Annotated in this window: 14 protein-coding genes and 2 pseudogenes; 2 read left to right on the top strand and 14 right to left on the bottom strand. The window is 71.2% G+C overall.

Going from position 1 to position 20,046, the window contains the following annotated elements:
- Positions 1-148 precede the first annotated feature (148 nt).
- The 7 genes from topA to bldG all read right to left on the bottom strand — a co-directional run bounded on the left by topA (position 149) and on the right by bldG (position 10,202).
- Positions 149-2,995, bottom strand: a complete 2,847-nt coding sequence (topA, locus tag ACFVYS_RS13345) for a type I DNA topoisomerase (RefSeq protein ID WP_389501654.1) — start codon at positions 2,993-2,995, stop codon at positions 149-151.
- A 328-nt stretch (positions 2,996-3,323) separates the two neighbouring features.
- Complete coding sequence (locus ACFVYS_RS13340; protein ID WP_389501652.1) at positions 3,324-3,521, bottom strand: hypothetical protein; 198 nt, start codon at positions 3,519-3,521, stop codon at positions 3,324-3,326.
- Between the two features lie 672 nt (positions 3,522-4,193).
- A complete protein-coding gene (locus ACFVYS_RS13335) occupies positions 4,194-5,735 on the bottom strand; it encodes a methyltransferase (protein ID WP_389501650.1) in 1,542 nt (513 codons plus the stop codon).
- Positions 5,736-5,791: 56 nt separating this feature from the next.
- On the bottom strand, positions 5,792-6,394 hold the full coding sequence (locus ACFVYS_RS13330) for a hypothetical protein (protein WP_028806758.1): 603 nt from the start codon (positions 6,392-6,394) through the stop codon (positions 5,792-5,794).
- A 194-nt stretch (positions 6,395-6,588) separates the two neighbouring features.
- Positions 6,589-8,994: a sodium-translocating pyrophosphatase gene (locus tag ACFVYS_RS13325; protein WP_389501648.1), complete on the bottom strand. Its 2,406-nt coding sequence runs from the start codon at positions 8,992-8,994 to the stop codon at positions 6,589-6,591.
- A 321-nt stretch (positions 8,995-9,315) separates the two neighbouring features.
- Positions 9,316-9,750, bottom strand: a complete 435-nt coding sequence (locus tag ACFVYS_RS13320; protein ID WP_230194995.1) for an ATP-binding protein — start codon at positions 9,748-9,750, stop codon at positions 9,316-9,318.
- 110 nt (positions 9,751-9,860) lie between these two features.
- Positions 9,861-10,202 carry an anti-sigma factor antagonist BldG gene (gene bldG / locus ACFVYS_RS13315; RefSeq protein ID WP_009189842.1) on the bottom strand — a complete coding sequence of 114 codons (342 nt, stop codon included), beginning with the start codon at positions 10,200-10,202 and terminating at the stop codon, positions 9,861-9,863.
- An 81-nt stretch (positions 10,203-10,283) separates the two neighbouring features.
- Here bldG and ACFVYS_RS13310 point away from each other — a divergent pair, with 81 nt between their 5' ends.
- Positions 10,284-12,878 carry a DEAD/DEAH box helicase gene (locus tag ACFVYS_RS13310; RefSeq protein ID WP_389501645.1) on the top strand — a complete coding sequence of 865 codons (2,595 nt, stop codon included), beginning with the start codon at positions 10,284-10,286 and terminating at the stop codon, positions 12,876-12,878.
- Between the two features lie 40 nt (positions 12,879-12,918).
- Here ACFVYS_RS13310 and ACFVYS_RS13305 read toward each other — a convergent pair.
- From ACFVYS_RS13305 to ssd, 7 genes and pseudogenes are all read right to left on the bottom strand, one after another.
- A pseudogene (locus ACFVYS_RS13305) lies at positions 12,919-13,311 on the bottom strand (Rv3654c family TadE-like protein); the annotation flags it as partial.
- 214 nt (positions 13,312-13,525) lie between these two features.
- Positions 13,526-13,915, bottom strand: a pseudogene (locus ACFVYS_RS13300) (TadE family type IV pilus minor pilin); the annotation flags it as partial.
- Positions 13,902-14,117 (bottom strand): DUF4244 domain-containing protein, encoded by a 216-nt coding sequence (locus ACFVYS_RS13295; RefSeq protein ID WP_389501643.1) that lies wholly within the window; start codon positions 14,115-14,117, stop codon positions 13,902-13,904. The gene ACFVYS_RS13295 and the pseudogene ACFVYS_RS13300, both read right to left, overlap by 14 nt.
- Before the next feature lie 209 nt (positions 14,118-14,326).
- Positions 14,327-15,112 carry a type II secretion system F family protein gene (locus ACFVYS_RS13290; protein WP_389501641.1) on the bottom strand — a complete coding sequence of 262 codons (786 nt, stop codon included), beginning with the start codon at positions 15,110-15,112 and terminating at the stop codon, positions 14,327-14,329.
- 40 nt (positions 15,113-15,152) lie between these two features.
- Positions 15,153-16,013, bottom strand: a complete 861-nt coding sequence (locus ACFVYS_RS13285; RefSeq protein WP_389501639.1) for a type II secretion system F family protein — start codon at positions 16,011-16,013, stop codon at positions 15,153-15,155.
- The gene (locus ACFVYS_RS13280; protein WP_389501637.1) at positions 16,006-17,214 is read right to left on the bottom strand and encodes a TadA family conjugal transfer-associated ATPase; all 1,209 of its coding nucleotides are present in this window, start codon (positions 17,212-17,214) and stop codon (positions 16,006-16,008) included. The genes ACFVYS_RS13285 and ACFVYS_RS13280 overlap by 8 nt, the downstream gene beginning before the upstream one ends.
- On the bottom strand, positions 17,211-18,323 hold the full coding sequence (gene ssd, locus ACFVYS_RS13275; RefSeq protein WP_389501636.1) for a septum site-determining protein Ssd: 1,113 nt from the start codon (positions 18,321-18,323) through the stop codon (positions 17,211-17,213). The genes ACFVYS_RS13280 and ssd overlap by 4 nt, the downstream gene beginning before the upstream one ends.
- A gap of 573 nt (positions 18,324-18,896) precedes the next feature.
- Here ssd and ACFVYS_RS13270 point away from each other — a divergent pair.
- A complete protein-coding gene (locus tag ACFVYS_RS13270; protein WP_389501634.1) occupies positions 18,897-19,730 on the top strand; it encodes an HAD family hydrolase in 834 nt (277 codons plus the stop codon).
- Positions 19,731-20,046 lie beyond the last annotated feature (316 nt).

The raw sequence follows: 20,046 nt of genomic DNA, 5'->3' as shown, positions 1-20,046 counted from the left end.
CGCCCCGACACCAAAGTGATGCCGGGGCGTTGGTTTGACGAACCGCCTTTGAGGAACGGTGACGGGCTCGGTCGCCGATCAGGCGTCCGGCCGGCCGTACCGGCAGGCACCCGATCCGTGGGTTGCCCGCCGGGTGCCGGCCGTCCGATCAGTCCTCCGACGAAGCCGGGGAAGCCGTCGGGGAAGAAGCTGTCGCCTTCTTCGTGACCGTCTTCTTCGCCGTCGTCTTCTTGGCCGTGGTCGTCTTCGCGGCGGTCTTCTTGGCGGCCGTCTTCTTCGCCGGGGCCGCCTTCTTCGCCGTCGCCTTCTTCGCGGGCGCCTTCTTGGCCGTCTTCTTGGCCGGCGCCTTGGCCCGCTTCTCGGCGAGCAGCTCGAAGCCGCGCTCCGGGGTGATCTCCTCGACGCTGTCACCGGAGCGCAGGGTCGCGTTGGTCTCCCCGTCGGTGACGTACGGCCCGAAGCGACCGTCCTTGACGACCACCGGCTGTCCGCTGACCGGGTCCGCGCCCAGCTCCTTCAGCGGCGGCTTGGCGGCGGCCCGGCCACGCTGCTTGGGCTGGGAGTAGATCGCCAGCGCCTCTTCGAGGGTGATCGTGAAGAGCTGGTCCTCGGTCTGGAGGGACCGCGAGTCCGTGCCCTTCTTCAGGTACGGGCCGTAGCGGCCGTTCTGCGCGGTGATCTCCACGCCCTCCGCGTCGGCGCCGACGACACGCGGCAGCGACATCAGCTTGAGGGCATCCGCCAGCGTCACCGTGTCCAGCGACATCGACTTGAACAGCGAGGCCGTACGCGGCTTCACGGCGTTCTTGCCGGTCTTCGGGGTGCCCTCGGGGAGCACCTCGGTGACGTACGGGCCGTAGCGGCCGTCCCGGGCGATGATCTGGTGGCCGCTCTCCGGGTCGGCACCGAGCTCGAAGTCGCCGCTCGGCTTGGCGAGCAGCTCCTCCGCGAGTTCGACGGACAGCTCGTCCGGGGCCAGGTCCTCGGGCACGTCCGCCCGCTGGTGACCCTCGGCGTCCTTCTCTCCGCGCTCGATGTAGGGGCCGTAGCGCCCGACCCGCAGCACGATGTCGTTGCCCACCGGGAACGACGACACCTCGCGGGCGTCGATCGCGCCCAGGTCGGTCACCAGCTCCTTGAGGCCGCCGAGGTGGTCCCCGTCGCCGTTGCCGGCTTCGGCCGCGCCGCCGTGGCCCGCGCCTTCGCCGAAGTAGAACCGCTTCAGCCACGGCACGGCCTTCGCCTCACCGCGGGCGATGCGGTCGAGGTCGTCCTCCATGCGGGCGGTGAAGTCGTAGTCGACCAGTCGGCCGAAGTGCTTCTCCAGGAGGTTGACCACGGCGAAGGACAGGAAGGACGGCACGAGTGCCGTGCCCTTCTTGAAGACGTAACCGCGGTCGAGGATCGTGCCGATGATCGACGCGTACGTCGACGGGCGGCCGATCTCGCGCTCTTCGAGCTCCTTGACCAGGCTGGCCTCGGTGTAGCGGGCCGGGGGCTTGGTGGCGTGCCCGTCGACCGTGATCTCCTCGGCGGTCAGCGGGTCACCCTCGCCGACCTGGGGCAGCCGGCGCTCACGGTCGTCCAGCTCGGCGTTCGGGTCGTCGGCACCCTCGACGTACGCCTTCAGGAAGCCGTGGAAGGTGATCGTCTTGCCGGAGGCGCTGAACTCGACGTCCCGGCCGTCGGCCGCGCCGCCACCGATCTTCACCGTGACGCTGTTGCCGGTCGCGTCCTTCATCTGCGAGGCGACCGTCCGCTTCCAGATCAGCTCGTAGAGCTTGAACTGGTCGCCGGTCAGACCCGTCTCGGCGGGCGTGCGGAAACGATCACCCGAGGGGCGGATCGCCTCGTGCGCCTCCTGCGCGTTCTTGACCTTGCCGGGGTACGTGCGCGGCTGGGGCGGCAGGTAGTCGGCGCCGTACAGCTGCGTGACCTGGGCGCGGGCGGCGGAGATCGCCGTCTCGCTCAGCGTCGTGGAGTCCGTACGCATGTACGTGATGTAGCCGTTCTCGTACAGCTTCTGCGCGACCTGCATGGTTGCCTTGGCGCCGAAACCGAGCTTGCGGCTGGCCTCCTGCTGAAGCGTCGTCGTACGGAACGGGGCGTACGGCGAGCGGCGGTAGGGCTTCGACTCGACGGAGCGGACGGCGAACCGCGTGTTCTCCAGGGCGACGGCCAGGGCGCGGGCGTTCGCCTCGTCGAGGTGGAGGATGTTCGCGCTCTTGAGTTGTCCCACGGAGTCGAAGTCGCGACCCTGCGCGACTCGCCTGCCGTCGACGGTCTGGAGGCGTGCGACCAGCGACGACGGGTCCGACACGTCACCGGCGCGACCGGTCGAGAAGGTGCCCGTCAGGTCCCAGTACTCAGCAGAACGAAACGCGATGCGCTCGCGTTCCCGCTCCACGACGAGGCGGGTGGCGACGGACTGGACACGGCCGGCCGACAGGCGCGGCATGACCTTCTTCCACAGGACCGGCGATACCTCGTAACCGTAGAGACGGTCGAGGATGCGGCGGGTCTCCTGGGCGTCGACGAGCTTCTGGTTGAGCTGGCGCGGGTTGGCGACGGCGGCCCGGATCGCGTCCTTGGTGATCTCGTGGAAGACCATCCGCTTGACCGGGATCTTGGGCTTGAGGACCTCCTGGAGGTGCCAGGCGATCGCCTCGCCCTCGCGATCCTCATCGGTGGCGAGGAAGAGCTCGTCGGACTCCTTGAGGAGGTCCTTCAGCTTCTTGACCTGCGCCCGCTTGTCGGCGTTGACCACATAGATCGGCTGGAAGTCGTGTTCGACGTCCACACCGAGACGGCGGACCTCGCCCGTGTACTGGTCCGGCACCTCCGCGGCGCCGTTGGGAAGGTCACGGATGTGCCCGACGCTGGCCTCGACGATGTAGCCGGGGCCGAGGTAACCCTTGATCGTCTTCGCCTTGGCAGGCGACTCGACGATCACGAGTCGGCGGCCGCCCTTCGCGGTCTCGCTGGTCGGGGACAACTTCGCTCATCTCTCCGGTCGACGCTGGGGCCTCACCCAGGCCTTGCTCCCGGGGTCGGGTCATGGTGACGCTGCGGAGTGTGACGGTACATCCCGCCCCCGTGTCAAACGGGAAAAGCCCGCAACGGCCACTCGAACGGTAACCCGACTACCGCCATTCCTGCCGCCCGGAGTACCGACCGGCCCTTTTCCGTACGACCGGAACGCGTCTTCCCCTTTACCGGCGCGGCCACGTTCACGCGGTTCGAACGAGGTTCCGGCGAGATCCGCGAAGGCGGCCTCGGAGTCGGCCTCGTAGGCGCTTGTGCAGGTGGTCACGGAGGTGGCTTCAGAGCCGGGCGAAGCACCACACTCCGACGGCCAGCGCGCCGACGGAGGCCAGGGTCGCCAGGGTCGCCGATGCGACGGGGCTCACATCCTGGGCCACGGGTTCACGGTGTCGTACCCGGATCGCGGTCCACATCAGCAGCGCGGCCCCGAACAGGGCGAACACCGTTCCCGTGAAGATCGTCGGCCCGCTCTCCATGATCGTCCACGCCCCTTTCGCTCGGCCCGCGCCTGCCCCGGCCACGGGAGGCTGTCACGCGCGGGCGGCGCCCCGGCGAACCCGAGGTGAACGCCAGGATCACGGATGGGGCCGGGGCCCGGCGAGCCGTCGTCCGGGAGGGAGCGGACGGAGCCGGAGCGGGGCCCGGCCGGTCCGGAGCGCGGTGGAGCACACCGAACCGGGTGCGGGCTTATCCGGCCGACTTCGCCGTCTTCGGCGTTGCCGGCACCGTAGGCGGTGTCCTCGTTGTCGATCGCCTCACATTGCATACGATCTTGACGAATCGGCGCCGAGCGCGAAGAAAACATGGAGAGCGGGGAAGAACGGGGCGGCGCAGCCGGCGCGGCACGAGTAGGTCGGGCACCAGAAAACGTTCCGGACGATGTCCCGGATCACGCCCCAGAGGGCTTCCCGGATGACGTCGCAGGTGATGTTCCGGACGGCACCGCGGGCAATGTTCCGGGCGGCACCGCGGGCAATGTTCCGGATGACATCCCGAGTGACGACCCGAGTGACGACCCACGTGATCCCTTGTGAGGGACGCCCCGAGTGACGCCCCGGATGGCAGCCGGTGGCCCGCTCCGCCGGTCCGGGCGACCGGCTGCCATCCGGGGGGCCGGGTCCGGCCGGACCCGGCCGGACCCGCTCGGGTCACTCCGCCGGTTCGAGGAAGCCCTGCTCCACCAGAAGGCGGATCTGGGCCGGAGTCCGGTCCCGCAGCAACACCGGATCCTCGCCGACCAGTTGGGCGATGGCGTCGAGAATGCGGCCTGCGCTCAGCGAGCCGTCGCACACGCCGGCGAAGCCCGCGCCGACCGTGTCCACCTTGGTGGCCCGGCGCATACCGCGGTGCTGGCGCAGCACGACGTGCTCCGGGTCCTCGGCGCCGGGGAGCCCGACCTGCTCCTGGACGACCTCCGTGACCAGCCGGAAGCGCCCGGCGAGCAGGGCCGCGTCGTCATGGGCACGCAGATAGTCCAGCCGTCCGAAGTGCGCCAGGACCGCGTCGCCCAGCGGCTGTTCGACCGGGTGCGGCCACTCCTCCACCGTGATGACGGGCTCCGCGGCCGTCGTCCTGCGCAGCGTGATCCAGCCGAAGCCGACACCCTTCACCTTGCGTGCCTCGAACTCGTCCAGCCAGGTGTCGTAGTGCGCCTGGTACTCGGCCTGGTCGCCACGGTGATCACCGGCGTCCCTCAACCAGAGCTCCGCGTACTGCGTGACGTCCTGCACCTCACGCTGCACGATCCACGCGTCGCACCCGTGCGGCACCCATGACCTGAGCCGGTCCTGCCAGTTCTCCCCTTCCACGTGCTGCCAATTGGCGAGGAACTGCGCGAACCCGCCTTCGCTCAGCCGCTCCCCCGCTCCTTGAACGAGCGAGCGGCACAGATCGTCCCCGCCCATCCCGCCGTCCCGGTAGGTCAGCCGGGCGCCCGGCGAGATCACGAACGGCGGATTCGACACGATCAGGTCGTACGTCTCGTCGTCCCGGACCGGATCGAAGAGCGAGCCCTCGCGCAGGTCCGCGGCCGGAGCCCCGGACAGCGCGAGCGTGAGGGCGGTGATGTGCAGCGCGCGCGGGTTGAGGTCGGTCGCCGTCACGCGCGTGGCGTGCTGGGCGGCGTGCAGCGCCTGGATGCCGGAGCCGGTGCCGAGATCGAGGGCGGCGGAGACGGGCATGCGCACGGTGATACCGGCGAGGGTCGTCGACGCGCCGCCGACACCGAGGACGACAGCGGTGTCCGCCTGGCCGCCTTCGCTCCCGCTGCCGCCCGCGCCACCGACCGCGCACCCGAGGTCGGAGATGATGAACCAGTCCTCGCCGTCCGGCCCGCCGTACGGCCGTACGTCCACCGTCGCGGCGACCTCGTCCTCACCCGTGGGGACCAGCCAGCCGCTCTCCACGCACGCGTGTACGGGCAGGAACTCCTCCACGCGCGCGTACGGCACGGGCTGCTGGAGCAGGAAGAGGCGGACGAGTGTCTCCAGCGGCGTGTCCCCGCGTGTCGCGCGCAGCGCGGGGACGGTCTCGCTGCGGGCCAGGGCGGCGTAGGCAGGCGCGCCGAGCAGGTCGAGGAGACCGTCCGCGGTGAAGGAGGCCGCGAGCAGCGCCTCGCGCAGCCGGGCGGCCACGTCGGGGCGGTCGGCGGAGGGCAGGGGGGAGAGGGTGGCGTTACTCACGCCCCCCATTGTCTCCCGTCACCACTCGGGGCGCGTTCCCCCGGATCGTTCCGAGCCGCGCGGCCTCAGCTGGTCGTCGCGCGCGCCGAGGCGGAGGTGGCCACCTTCTTGCAGCTGGCCTGGTTGGCCATGGCGTTCTTGACGTCACCCTGCTCGAGGTTCTTCAGCGCGGTGTTGCCGCTCTTGCTGAGCTCGCCGAGGTCGGTGGCGATGTCCTGGAGACCGTCGGCGAACTTCGCCTGGTCCTTCGTGTCCAGCGCGTCGACCTGCTTCTTCAGGCCCGCGTAGGAGGTGGAGAGAGTGGTGAGCGCCGAGACGGCGTCCTTCTGCTTCTTCTCGCCGTCGTCGACGCCGGGCGGCGTCCCGGCCTTCTGGACGGCCTGGGCGAGTGCTCCGTAGGCGTCGGACATGTCCTGGAAGGCCTGCGAGTCGGTCTTCTGGACGTTCGCCGGAGCGTTGTTGTCCGTGGCGGCCTGCTTGATGGCGGCGTTGGCCGCGTCGACCTTCGCGTCCTGGGCAGGCAGCGCGTCGCAGACCTGCTTGGCCCAGGCGTCGAGCTCCTTGTTGCCGTCGTCGCCGCTGCTGCATCCGGTCAGCGCCAGTACCAGTACCGCACCGCCGGACATCACGGCCGCGAGCTTCTTGTTCACCGGGTTGGTCCCTTCCATGGCTCTCGGCCCCGGAACATACACGGCAACCGGGCGAGAACCCCAGAACGAATGTCCGCCATGTGGATTATTAAAGCCATTTGTACCAGGAGAGAGAAGGCTCACGGCTCGGGCACATACTCAACACAACGGGCGGGCGACGCGACAACGCGCGTCACCCGCCCGCCCCTTGAGCTGGGCCCCGGTGGGCTGGTCTACGAAATCACCGCCGGATCGGCGGACTTGGACGGAGAATCGGCGTTGTCTTCGTCACCCACGGCGATCCCGCGCCGCTTGGAGATGTACACGGCGACCACGATGACCGCGAGCGCCAGGACCGCGATCAGGATCCGTACGCCGATGCTCTTGTCCTCGCCGTAGCTGAACTTGATCACGGCGGGCGCGATGAGCAGCGCCACGAGGTTCATGACCTTGAGCAACGGGTTGATCGCGGGGCCGGCGGTGTCCTTGAACGGGTCGCCGACCGTGTCCCCGATCACCGTGGCCGCATGGGCCTCGCTGCCCTTCCCGCCGTGGTGACCGTCCTCGACGAGTTTCTTGGCGTTGTCCCAGGCGCCGCCGGAGTTGGCGAGGAAGACGGCCATCAGCGTGCCGGAGCCGATGGCGCCCGCCAGGAACGCGCCGAGTGCGCCGACTCCGAGGGTGAACCCGATGAAGATGGGGGCCAGCACGGCGAGCAGTCCGGGGGTGGCCAGCTCGCGCAGGGCGTCCCGGGTGCAGATGTCGACGACCTTGCCGTACTCCGGCTCCTCGCTGTAGTCCATGATCCCGGGGTGCTCGCGGAACTGCCGCCGCACCTCGAACACCACGGAACCCGCCGACCGCGACACCGCGTTGATCGCCAGCCCCGAGAACAGGAAGACGACCGCCGCGCCCGCGATCAGGCCGACGAGGTTGTTGGGCTGCGAGATGTCCATCATCAGGCTCATCGGGGCGCCCGGGCCGGAGAGCTTCTCCCCGACGTCCTGCGCACCCGTCGTGATGGCGTCCCGGTACGACCCGAAGAGCGCCGACGCCGCCAGGACGGCGGTGGCGATGGCGATGCCCTTGGTGATGGCCTTGGTCGTGTTGCCGACGGCGTCGAGGTTGGTGAGCACCTGCGCGCCCGCCCCCTGGACGTCACCGGACATCTCGGCGATGCCCTGCGCGTTGTCGGAGACCGGCCCGAAGGTGTCCATGGCGACGATCACGCCGACCGTGGTGAGCAGGCCGGTGCCGGCCAGCGCCACCGCGAACAGCGCCAGCATGATCGAGGTACCGCCGAGCAGGAACGCCCCGTACACCCCCAGGCCGATCAACAAGGCGGTGTAGACGGCCGATTCGAGACCGACGGAGATACCGGCGAGGACGACGGTGGCGGGGCCCGTCAGCGACGACTTGCCGATGTCGCGCACGGGCCGGCGGGTGGTCTCGGTGAAGTAGCCCGTCAACTGCTGGATGACCGCGGCCAGCAGGATGCCGATCGCCACCGCGACGAGGGCGAGGACGCGCGGGTCGCCGTTCTTGCCGTGGATCGCCGCGTCGGTGACGCCGTCGAGGTCGGCGTACTTGCCGGGGAGATAGAGGAAGACGGCCACCGCGACCAGCACGAGCGAGATCGCCGCGGAGATGAAGAAGCCCCGGTTGATCGCGGTCATGCCACTGCGGTCGGTGCGCCGCGGGGCGACCGCGAAGATGCCGACCATGGCCGTGAGCACCCCGATGGCGGGAACGAGCAGCGGGAACGCGAGCCCGGCGTCGCCGAAGGCCGCCTTGCCGAGGATCAGCGCGGCGACCAGGGTCACGGCGTACGACTCGAACAGGTCGGCCGCCATGCCCGCGCAGTCGCCGACGTTGTCGCCCACGTTGTCGGCGATGGTCGCGGCATTGCGCGGGTCGTCCTCCGGAATGCCCTGCTCGACCTTGCCGACCAGGTCGGCGCCGACGTCGGCGGCTTTGGTGAAGATGCCGCCGCCCACCCTCATGAACATGGCGATGAGGGCCGCGCCGAGTCCGAATCCCTCCAGCACCTTCGGCGCGTCGGCCGCGTACACCAGCACCACGCAGGCGGCGCCGAGCAGACCGAGCCCCACCGTGAACATGCCCACGACGCCGCCCGTGCGGAATGCGATCTTCATTGCCTTGTGCGAGACGGCGGTGAGATCCTTTTCCGGTTCACCTTCCGCCGGAGTCGCTTCCCGGGCCGCCGCGGCGACGCGGACATTAGCGCGCACGGCGAGCCACATGCCGATATAGCCGGTGGCCGCTGAGAACCCCGCGCCGATCAAGAAGAACACCGATCGTCCGGCGCGCTGATTCCAGTCGTCCGCGGGCAGCAGCAAGAGCAGGAAGAACACCACGACGGCGAAAACACCGAGCGTGCGCAGCTGCCGGGACAGATACGCGTTGGCCCCTTCCTGGACCGCTGTCGCGATCTTCTTCATGCTGTCGGTGCCGTCGCCTGCCGCGAGCACCTGGCGCACCAGTACGCCCGCGACCACGAGTGCGGCCAGGGCGACGACCGCGATGACCACCACGAGCAGGCGATTGCCGTCGGTCAGCACTGCGGCTGCGAAGGTTGTGGAGTGGTCCAACCGATGAGGGGTAGAAAGCCCCGCCATTCGTCCTCCTTGACGCTTGGGCTGAGCTCAAGATGTGGACGGATTGTAGGTACCGGAACCTGATCAAAACAGTGTGCGGCAAGCGGAATTCGCCTTCGCACGCAAAACCCGCACGATCTCGCTCGGTAATGGCTTCAAGGCATTCAGGTTCGTGAATTGATTCACGATATTCGCGGCAAGATTCACTTCACCAAGATTCGCTGCACCGAGATTCCAAGATTCATTTCACGGAACCACTGTAAGCGCGGTCGCCGAGGTCCGCACATGCCGAAGGGCCCTATGAGGTAGGGCCCTTCGGGTGAATGAATCGCGAGGTTCGGGTCAGGACAGCGTCGCGGTCGCCGGCGTGGTCGGCCAGGTCATACGGATCAGCCCGCCGTGCTCGCCCGCGGAGACCTCGACGTCGTCGACGAGGCCGCTGATGACCGCCAGGCCCATCTCGTCCTCCTCGGCCTCCACGTCGACGCCTGCGCCCGAGCCGGGCGCCCGGTCACCGGGCGCCGAGCGCGGCGCTTCGTCGCCGACCTCGATGGAGAACTGTTTCTCCTCCTCGATCAGCGACACCTTCACCGGCGCGGTGATGCCACCGGTCTGATGCAGTCCGACGGCACGGGTGCAGGCCTCGCCGACGGCGAGCCTGACCTCGTCGAGGACGGCCTCGTCCACTCCGGCCCTGCGCGCCACCGCTGCCGCCACCAGTCGGGCGGTCCTGACGTGCTCGGGCAGCGCGCTGAAGCGGAGTTCAACGGTGGCCATGCGTCCCCCTCGGAACTACGGGCGTGCTGTCGGGGGGCCGGGCCACCAAGCCCGGACCCCCTCTTTGTTCAACCAGCCGTGCCGGGCCGCGCGGGCCCGGGACGACGTGGTCAGTCAGTGGCAGCGACCGCTTCGTCGACCGAGGTGTGGATCGGGAACACCTTGGTCAGACCGGTAATGCGGAAGATCTTCAAAATACGCTCCTGGTTGCAGACCAGGCGGAGCGAGCCCTCATGAGCACGCACCCGCTTCAGTCCGCCGACCAGCACGCCGAGCCCGGTGGAGTCGAGGAAGTCCACGCCCTCCATGTCCACGACGAGGTGGAAATTCCCGTCGTTCACCAGCTCGACCAGCTGCTCGCGCAACTTGGGCGCGGTATATACGTCGATTTCGCCACCGACCTCGACGACCGTACGATCGCCGACGGTACGGGTCGACAGAGACAGGTCCACGGATCCTCCAGCACCTTGCTATCGAGCGGTCGCCCCTCGGAACACCTGGGCAGGAGTCCCCGGGACGGTACGCCAGCCGCCATGGCATTCAATCACTTACCGGCAGGCGTGCACGACGCCTTGGCCCCATTGTCCGTCACGCCAGTGACACACTCGGTGCCGATGGCCAAGAATCACCGATCCGATCGACCCTCGCCCGAGGCCGTGCCCCGCCTGTCCCCGGCCGCGGTCCTGGACCGGCTCGCCCCGGGACCGAACCGGGCGTCGCGCATCACTCATACGGAGCACTTGCCCCCGCGTGTGGGCCGCCATGCCGTCTGGCCGGACCGGATTCGCCCCGAGGTCATCGCGGCCGTGCAGGCCTGCGGCATCGAACACCCCTGGGCCCACCAGGCCCGGGTCGCCGAGCACGCCCTGGACGGCGAGTCCGTGGTCGTCGCCACGGGCACCGCGTCCGGCAAGTCCCTGGCGTACCTCGTACCGGTCCTCTCTGCCCTCCTGGACGGCTCCGAGGCGCCGAACGGCCGCGGGGCCACCACCCTCTACCTGGCCCCCACCAAGGCCCTGGCGGCGGACCAGTGCCGCTCCGTGAAGGAACTTTCACAACCGCTGGGCAACGCCGTCCGGCCGGCCGTGTACGACGGCGACACCCCGTTCGAGGAACGGGAGTGGATCCGCCAGTACGCCAACTACGTCCTCACCAACCCCGACATGCTGCACCGCGGGATCCTCCCGTCCCACCCCCGCTGGTCCTCCTTCCTGAAGTCCCTGAAGTACGTCGTCATCGACGAGTGCCACACGTACCGCGGCGTGTTCGGCTCCCACGTCGCCCACGTGCTGCGCCGGCTGCGCCGCCTGTGCGCCCGCTACGGCGCCTCCCCGGTCTTCCTGCTGGCCTCCGCGACGGCCGCCGAACCCGCGGTGGCCGCCGGGCGCCTCACCGGCCTCCCGGTCGTCGAGGTCGCCGACGACGCCTCACCCCGCGGTGAACTGGTGTTCGCCCTCTGGGAGCCCCCGCTCACCGAGATGGTGGGCGAGAAGGGCGCACCCGTCCGGCGTACCGCCACCGCCGAGACCGCCGACCTGCTGACCGACCTCGCCGTCCAGGGCGTGCGTACCGTCGCCTTCGTCCGCTCCCGGCGTGGCGCCGAGCTGATCGCGCTGATCGCCCAGGAACGCCTCGCCGAGGTCGACCGCTCACTCGCCCGGCGTGTCGCGGCCTACCGCGGCGGCTACCTCCCCGAGGAACGACGCGCCCTGGAGCAGGCCCTGCACTCGGGCGAGCTCCTCGGCCTCGCCGCCACCACCGCCCTGGAGCTCGGCATCGACGTCTCCGGACTCGACGCCGTCCTGATCGCCGGCTACCCGGGCACACGCGCCTCCCTGTGGCAGCAGGCCGGCCGCGCGGGCCGCTCCGGGCAGGGCGCGCTGGCGGTGCTCGTCGCCCGGGACGACCCGCTGGACACCTTCCTGGTCCATCACCCGGAAGCGCTGTTCGACCGCCCGGTCGAGTCGACCGTCCTCGACCCCGACAACCCCTACGTCCTGGCCCCGCACCTGTGCGCGGCGGCCGCGGAACTCCCGCTGACCGACGAGGATCTGCCCCTGTTCGGACCCGAGGCCGAAGGCCTGCTGCCGCAGCTGGAGGCCGCGAAGCTGCTGCGCCGCCGGACCAAGGCCTGGCACTGGACCCGCCGGGAACGCGCCGCCGACCTCACGGACATCCGCGGCGAGGGCGGCCGGCCCGTCCAGGTCGTCGAGGTCGGCACCGGCCGACTGCTCGGCACGGTCGACGCGGGCTCCTCCCACACCACCGTCCACGAGGGTGCCGTCCACCTCCATCAGGGCCGCACCTATCTCGTGCGTTCCCTGGACCTGGAGGACTCCGTCGCCCTGGTCGAGGAGGCCAACCCCCCGTATGCGACGGTGGCCCGCGACACGACGTCGATCTCCGTCCTGGAGACGGACGTCGAGATCCCCTGGGGCCAGGGCCGGTTGTGCTACGGCTCCGTCGAAGTCACCAACCAGGTCGTCTCCTTCCTGCGTCGACGTGTCATCACCGGAGAAGTCATGGGCGAGTCGAAGCTCGACCTCCCTCCTCGTACGCTGCGCACGCGTGCCGTGTGGTGGACGGTGACCGAGGACCAACTGGACACGGCCCGGATCAACCCCGAGATCCTCGGCGGGGCCCTGCACGCCGCCGAACACGCCTCGATCGGCATGCTGCCCCTCTTCGCGACCTGCGACCGCTGGGACATCGGCGGCGTCTCGGTCCCCCTCCACCCCGACACCCTGTTGCCGACGGTCTTCGTCTACGACGGTCATCCCGGCGGCGCGGGCTTCGCGGAGCGGGCCTTCCACACGGCCCGCGCCTGGCTGACCGCCACCCGCCAGGCCATCGCCTCCTGCGAGTGCGACGCCGGCTGCCCGTCCTGCATCCAGTCCCCCAAGTGCGGCAACGGCAACGACCCGCTCCACAAGAGAGGAGCCGTACGGCTGCTCACGGAACTGTTGCGGGAGGCTCCCGCGGAGAAGGCCTGGGAGGCGGAGCCTCCGACAGCGCCGGAGACCGGGCCGGAGCCGGGGACAGGGGCGAGGCCGGGGGCGGCAACGGGTGAGGCTGCGGGGGCAGGTGCGGGGGCGGCACCGCGTCCGCAGGCCCCGCCCGCGCCCTGACCTCGGCCACGAACAGCCCCCGTCCCGACGCCGCCGTCACGTCCGAGATCCCGCCGACGACCACGCACCGCACCAGTCGCGCCCCCTGCGCCCGGGCCACCCGGTCCGCCCGGTCGCAGGCCTGTGAGACGCCGTCCGTCCCATGGTCGGCGGCCGCCAGCGCCGCGAGGTCGGCGCCGCCCGCGGCACGGTGCCGGGCCGCCACGGCCTGGCCGAGGGCGAGCACGATCCCGAACACCACGCACAGCACGGCGATCGCACCCACACTCCAGACGGTGGCGGAACCCGGTCCCCGTCCCCGTGACGCCCTTCCAGGACCCGCCCACCAGCGGCCCGCCCACCGAGTGCCCGCCCAGCGCGGACCCGGGCCCTCATGGCCCTGCCTCCACGCCTCGCGCCCCTCACGGCGCACCTCCCAGCGGCTGCTGGGCATCTGCCGGCGTACCTCGGGGGTCGCCTGGCGCGCGGAAGGGATCTGGCGCGCCTCGGGGGACACCTGGCACGCGGGCATCACCCGGCGCGCCCCAGGCCTTCTCAGCCGCGCCTGCGCCCTTCTCAGCGGCGCCTACGCCCTCCTCAGCCGTCCCCACGGCGTTCTCGGCCTCTCCTACGGCTTCCTCCCCCGTCCCCCCTGCCGACTTCTCCGTCCCCACGGCCTCCTCCGCCGCTGCCACGGCCTCCTCCCGTACCTCGAAGGGCAAGCCGCGCAACGCCGGCGGTTTGGCCACGACCACGACGCGGACCTGGTCGCCCTCTCGGCTGATCGTCACCTCCGCTCCGCGCGGCGCCGTCGCGCGGGTCACGTCGAGGACCGCTTCGGCCGGGTCCTGCCGGGCCGCCGCACGGGCGCCGGTCCTGGCCGCGTCCACGCACTGGATCTGGGCCGCCATGACCAGCAACCCCCACACCAGCGCCGTCGCGAACACCACCAGCACCGGCAGCACCACGGCCGACTCCGCCGTCACGAACCCCCGGTCCCCGGCACACCCCCGCCGGGGCGCGCGCCGAGGCTTCCCTACACGCTCACGCCCCCGCACTGAGCGCCCGCTTCACGATGGCCTGCAGCTGAGCCGCGACCACCTCGCTCGTCACCACCTGGTAGAGGAGCACCGCGAATCCCACGGCCGCCACGATCCCCATCGCGTACTCGGACGTCACCATCCCCGCGTCACCGCGCGCCGCACGCACCCGCGCCCTGCACACCAGGGCGCTCAGCCGCGCCCACACCGCCTTGTACATCTCAACCCCCGTGAGGTCCGTTGTGTTGATCTCTGTCTCTGGTTCGACTACTCGCCTTCGACCATTCGCCGCTCGCCCGCTCAGCCAGTCACCGCTCGGCCCCTAGGCCCCTCGGCCATCCATCGACCTACGGCCGGCTCCTCAGCCACCCGCGCCGGTACTTCAGGCACCCGCGCCGTCGCGCTGCGGCGTTCATGTTGTCCACGCCCTCATCGGCCACCCCCTCCCAGCACCCCGCCCGCGAGCCCGATCACGATGGGCAGCACACCGACCGCGATGAAGGCGGGCAGGAAGCACAGCCCCACCGGCACGGTGACCATGACGGCCGCCCGGCGGGCCCGAGCCGTCGCGGCACGCGCCCAGTCGGCCCGGGTGTCGGCGGCGAGCCGGGCGACCGGTCCGGCCGCGGGCAGTCCCGAGACATCGGCCCGCTCCAGCAACCGGGCCAGGGCCGCCGCACCTGGTATCGAGGCCAACCTCCGCCAGGCGACCGCCGGTTCGCCGCCCAGCCGCACCTCGGCGGCACCGCGCGCCAGCCCTTCCCCCACGGGCCCGCCAAGGGCCTCACCCACGGCTTGCGCCGCGATCACCGGGCCGGCACCCGCCGCGATGCACGCGGCCAGCAGGTCGGCCGCGAGCGGGAGTTGACGTGCGGCAAGTTGGACGTCGACCTCGCTCACCACACCCCCCGCCTGTTGCCGACGACGCCACCGCCCCAGCACCACCGCGCCGATCAGCCCCAGTACGAGACCGGCGACGCCACCGACCACCACCCATCCGGCACCGACCACCAACGCGTCGGGAAGCCACCGCCGTACGGCCTTCCGGAGCCCGGCTCCTCGGACGGTCGCCGCCGTGGCCGACGCGAGCAGTCCGGCCAGCCGCCGCCGCGCCCTGCGCCGGCGTCGCCCGGTCTCCCACCACCGCGTCAGCCACCAGAGGGTCACCACGATCCCCACGGTCGCCCCCAGCCTGTGGACAACTTCCACGCTCACGCCTCCTCCGTCCACGTCACCCACCTCCCTCTCGTCACGCTCACTTCGCTTCCGCGTGGCGGACGATCCGCAGCGCCCACCACATCCCCACGCCCTCCAGCACTCCGCCGACGAGCAGGCAGCCCAGCCCCGCTCCGGTGTGCAGCAGGACGTGCAGCGGGTTCGCTCCGAGCGCGGCACCCAGCAGAAGGCCCAGGACCGGCAGACCGGCGAGCATCACCACCGTGGCGCGCGGACCGGCCAACTGGGCGCGCAGATCGGCACGTTGATCGCGCTCCGTACGTAAGGCCGCCTCCAGCCGGTCGAGTCCGGCGGCGAGACCGGCGCCCTGGTCCACGGCCACCCGCCAGCACGCGGCGAGTCCCAGCAGGCCGTCGGCACCCGGTTGCCGGGCGGCGGCCGCGAGAGCCTTGGGCACGTCGCCGCCGAACCGTGCCGCCGCCAGCACGGAGGGCTGCGCCGCGCCCAGCCCTCCGGAGTCCTGCGCGGCCCGCCGCAACGCCTCCCCCGGCTGCCGGCCGGCGAGCACCTCCCCGGCCAGCGCCGCGCACAGCGCGATCACCGCGTCCCCTCGGCGCTCCCCCGCCCGCCGGGTCTCGGCGGCCCGCCGCGCTCGGCGCAGCAGGGGTACCCCGGCCGCCCCCGCGACGACCGGCAGCACCGAACCACCCAGCAGCGCCAGGATCAGTCCGGCGACCGGTGCCCACCATTCGGGTCGCCATCGTCCACGGAGCTTGCGGAACTCGCCGGTGAGCTGTCGCCATGGCGGGGGGCCACTGCCGGCCACGCCACCGCCGGCCAGGAGCAACTGCGCCCGCTTGGCCCCCGAGTACGGTCCGCCCATCAGCCAGGCCGCCGCTCCGGCGCAGGCCACGGCCGCAGCCATCGGCATCTCACTCATCACACCCGCCCCTCCCTTCGCTCGCCTCGCCCCGCAGCAACTCCCGCAGCCGCTCCCATCCCCGCTCGCAGGCGAAGGCGTCCGCCCGCCATCGCAGTGCCGGCACGGTCCGCACCAGCCCGGAGGGGTCCCGCTCCAGCACGTGCACCTCGGCGATCCGCCGCCGCCCGGCGGGGTCGCGTACGAGGTGCAGGACCACCGACAGGGCCGCCGCCAACTGGCTGTGCAGCGCCGTCCGGTCGAGCCCGGCCGCCGTGCCGAGCGCTTCGAGCCGGGCGGGGACGTCCGCGGCGGCATTGGCGTGGACGGTCCCGCAACCGCCCTCGTGGCCCGTGTTGAGCGCGGCCAGCAGATGGACGACCTCCGGCCCGCGCACCTCGCCCACGACCATCCGGTCGGGCCGCATCCGCAGGGCCTGCCGCACCAGGTCCTCGAGCGTGACGAGCCCTGCTCCCTCCTGATTGGCGGGTCTGGTCTCCAGGCGGACGACGTGCGGGTGATCCGGCCGCAGCTCCGCCGAGTCCTCGGCGAGCACGATCCGCTCTCCTGGCCCGACCAGGCCCAGCAGCGCGCTCAGCAGGGTTGTCTTGCCGCTGCCGGTGCCGCCGCTGACCAGGAAGGACAGCCGCGCCCGCATCAGATCCCGCAGCACCCTGTCGCCGCCCGGCGGCACCGTGCCCGCGGCCACCAGTTCGCCGAGCGTGAACGCCCGGGGCCGTACGACGCGCAGCGACAGACAGGTGCAGCCGACGGCGACCGGGGGCAGCACCGCGTGCAGTCGCGTCCCGTCGGGCAGCCGGGCGTCGACCCAGGGCCGCGCGTCGTCCAGGCGCCGTCCGGCGACGGCGGCCAGGCGCTGCGCGAGGCGCCGTACGGCCGCCGCGTCCGGGAAGGAGACGCCGGTCAGCTCCAGACCGCCGCCCCGGTCGACCCAGACCCGGTCCGGAGCGGACACCAGTACGTCGGTCACCCTGGGGTCGGTGAGCAGGGGTTCCAGGGGCCCGCTGCCGATCAGCTCGGACCGCAGTTGCTCGGCCGCGCCGAGGACCTCCGCGTCCCCGAGGACCCGCCCCTGTTGGCGCAGTGCCTGCGCCACGCGGGCGGGTGTCGGTTCGGCGCCGCTGTCGGCAAGCCACTGCCGTACGCCGTCGAGCAGCGTCCCCGTCGCCTTCGCCCGTTCGAGGCCGACCGGCGTGCTCATGAGCCACCCGCCTCGGGGAGCGCGCGCTCCCAGAACTCCTTGCAGAAGCGCGCGAGCGGACCGCGAGGGGTCGCGCCCGGCGGCGACTTGCCGCCGTCCGGGCGCAGCAGCCCCGATTCGACGGGGACCTCGCCGGCCAACGGCAGGCCGAGCAGTCGGGCCACCTCGCTGTCGTCGAGTCCGGGCGCGTAGGGGCCGCGCACCGCCACCCGCAGGTCGCGCAGCACCATGCCGACCGCGGAGGCCACGCGCTTGCCCGCCGCGACGGCGCGCAGTTCGGCGGGGACCACGAGGAGCCCGAGATCGAGCTGGGCGAGGATCTCGGCGACTCCGTCGTCGATGCGGCGCGGGAGGTCGACGACGACCGTGCCGCCCCGGCGCCGGGCCGCCGCCAGCACCGCGCGTACGGCCTGGGGCGCGATGGCCACACAGTCGCCCCGGTCCCAGCTGAGCACCCGCAGCGAGTGCAGCCTGGGCAGCGACTCCTCCAGGGCGCTGCCGCCGACCCTCCCGCGCGAGGCGGCGAACGCGGGCCAGCGCAGGCCTTCCGTGCTCTCACCGCCGAGGAGGACGTCGAGTCCGCCGCCGAGGGGGTCGGCGTCGACCAGAAGGGTGCGCAGCCCTTCTCGTGCGGAGGTGACGGCGAGGGCGCACGCGAGGGTGGAGGCCCCGGCACCGCCGCGTCCGCCGATGACACCGACGGTGAGGGCGGGCCGTCCGGCGCCCTCGGCGACGTCGGCGATGCGGTCGACCAGCCACTGTTCGCCGTCGGGCAGCATCAGGACGTGGTCGGCGCCGATCTCCACGGCGCGCTGCCACACCCCGGAGTCGTCCTGGTCGCGGCCGACGAGGACCACTCCGCGCCTGCGGACGGCCCCGCGGGCACGGCGGGCCGCGTCGTCGCCGACCAGGACAAGTGGCGCCGACTCCCAGCTCCCCCGGCGTTCGGGCACCGAGTGGTGCACCTCCGGTGTGGCGCCGGCGGCGGCGCACAGGCGCAGGAGGTCGTCGAGGAGTTCCGCGTCCTCCGTGACGATCAGTGGCTTGCCCGGTCCGCCTCCGTTGGTGGGCGGCGGGCCGTGTGTGACGGCTCCGGTCACGATTTCCATCCCCCTTCACTGCGGGCCCGCAGTCGCTGCGGTCCCGCGATTCCCGAACGTGTGAAGAACCGGCAGCCGGTCTCCATATGAACGGCCGACGGAATCCGGCCGAACGCCCCCGGCAATCGGAACCGGCCATGAGAAGCCGGCTCGGAGCGGACGCGTTGGAATCACGGTGCAGTGAGCCCGGAAATCGTGTGGATCTTGGTGGAAAACTGTGGACGAGCGGGGGGTTGTGAATATCGCTGCCACCCATACCGGTGAGCCCCGCACCACTGTTGTGCGACTTCCGCAGAGGAGTCCGACGACCACGCACAGTGACGGCGAGGGGGCAAGCAAAAGAGGCGGCCGCAGCCGCCTCGATGCGGCGCAGTAGCCGCGTTCAGAACCGAAAAACCCGCCCGGACATGCGACGACCCCCGCCGGGGGGGAGAGCGGGGGTCGCCTTCACGGCCGACTCGGGGGGGGGGAGGAGTCGGACCGCGTTAGCACGGTCGCGAACGATCCGTGACTTCCATGGTGTACCCGGGAGCCTTCTCAGGCAAACCCACGCGCCCACCTTACGCCGAATGGGCTGCCCCTATGCTCATGGTTGTGGAAAACCACTCCTTGCCCCGCACAGCGGCCTTCTTTGACCTGGACAAGACGGTCATTGCGAAGTCGAGCACGCTCACCTTCAGCAAGTCCTTCTACCAAGGCGGTCTGATCAACCGCAGGGCGGCCCTGCGGACCGCATACGCCCAGTTCGTCTTCCTCGTGGGCGGTATGGACCACGCCCAGATGGAACGGACCCGCGAGTACCTGTCCGCCCTCGTGCGCGGCTGGAACGTCCAACAGGTGAAGGAGATCGTGGCCGAGACCCTTCACGACCTGATCGACCCGCTGATCTACGACGAGGCTGCCTCCCTGATCGAGGAACACCACACGGCCGGCCGTGACGTGGTGATCGTCTCCACGTCGGGCGCCGAGGTGGTCGAGCCGATCGGCGAACTGCTCGGCGCGGACCGCGTGGTCGCCACCCGCATGGTGGTGGGCGAGGACGGTTGCTTCACCGGCGAGGTGGAGTACTACGCCTACGGCCCGACGAAGGCGGAGGCGATCAAGGAGCTGGCCGAATCCGAGGGGTACGACCTCTCTCGCTGTTACGCCTACAGCGACTCGGCGACCGACCTGCCGATGCTGAAGGCGGTGGGGCACCCGCACGCGGTGAACCCGGACCGGGCCCTGCGGCGCGAGGCCGTCGCCCGCGGGTGGCCGATTCTCGACTTCCATCGGCCGGTGCGCCTCAAGCAGCGGATTCCCTCGTTCTCCGTACCGCCCCGCCCCGCGCTCGTCGCGGCGGCGGCGATAGGAGCGGCGGCGGCCACCGCGGGCCTCGTCTGGTACGCGAACCGACGCCGGGCGGCGACCGTCTGAAGCGCTCCGCGCGTGGGGGCGGCCCATCCCCCTCAGGGACGCCCCTTTAAAACCCGTTTGGGAGCAAAAGCAAAGAACTGGTGCCGGCACTTCCGCTTGTCGGGGTCCAGGAGTACAAAGGACTTAACGGCCCGCGAGACCAAGGACATCCGAGAGGATCACCTTAATAACGCATTTGGCCCCACGGACCGCGCATGACCACTGGGCACCCACGCGACGTCGACCCGTCGATTACGGGCCGCCGCACCAGGTCACGGGCGAAGTTCCCGGCCTGATGGGCAATATATCGAGGACGCTTGGTAACCGGGTGAGCATG

The sequence above is a fragment of the Streptomyces sp. NPDC058295 genome, from assembly GCF_042880655.1.
Taxonomy (GTDB): domain Bacteria; phylum Actinomycetota; class Actinomycetes; order Streptomycetales; family Streptomycetaceae; genus Streptomyces; species Streptomyces coriariae.
This window is presented reverse-complemented; position numbering and strand designations above follow the sequence as displayed.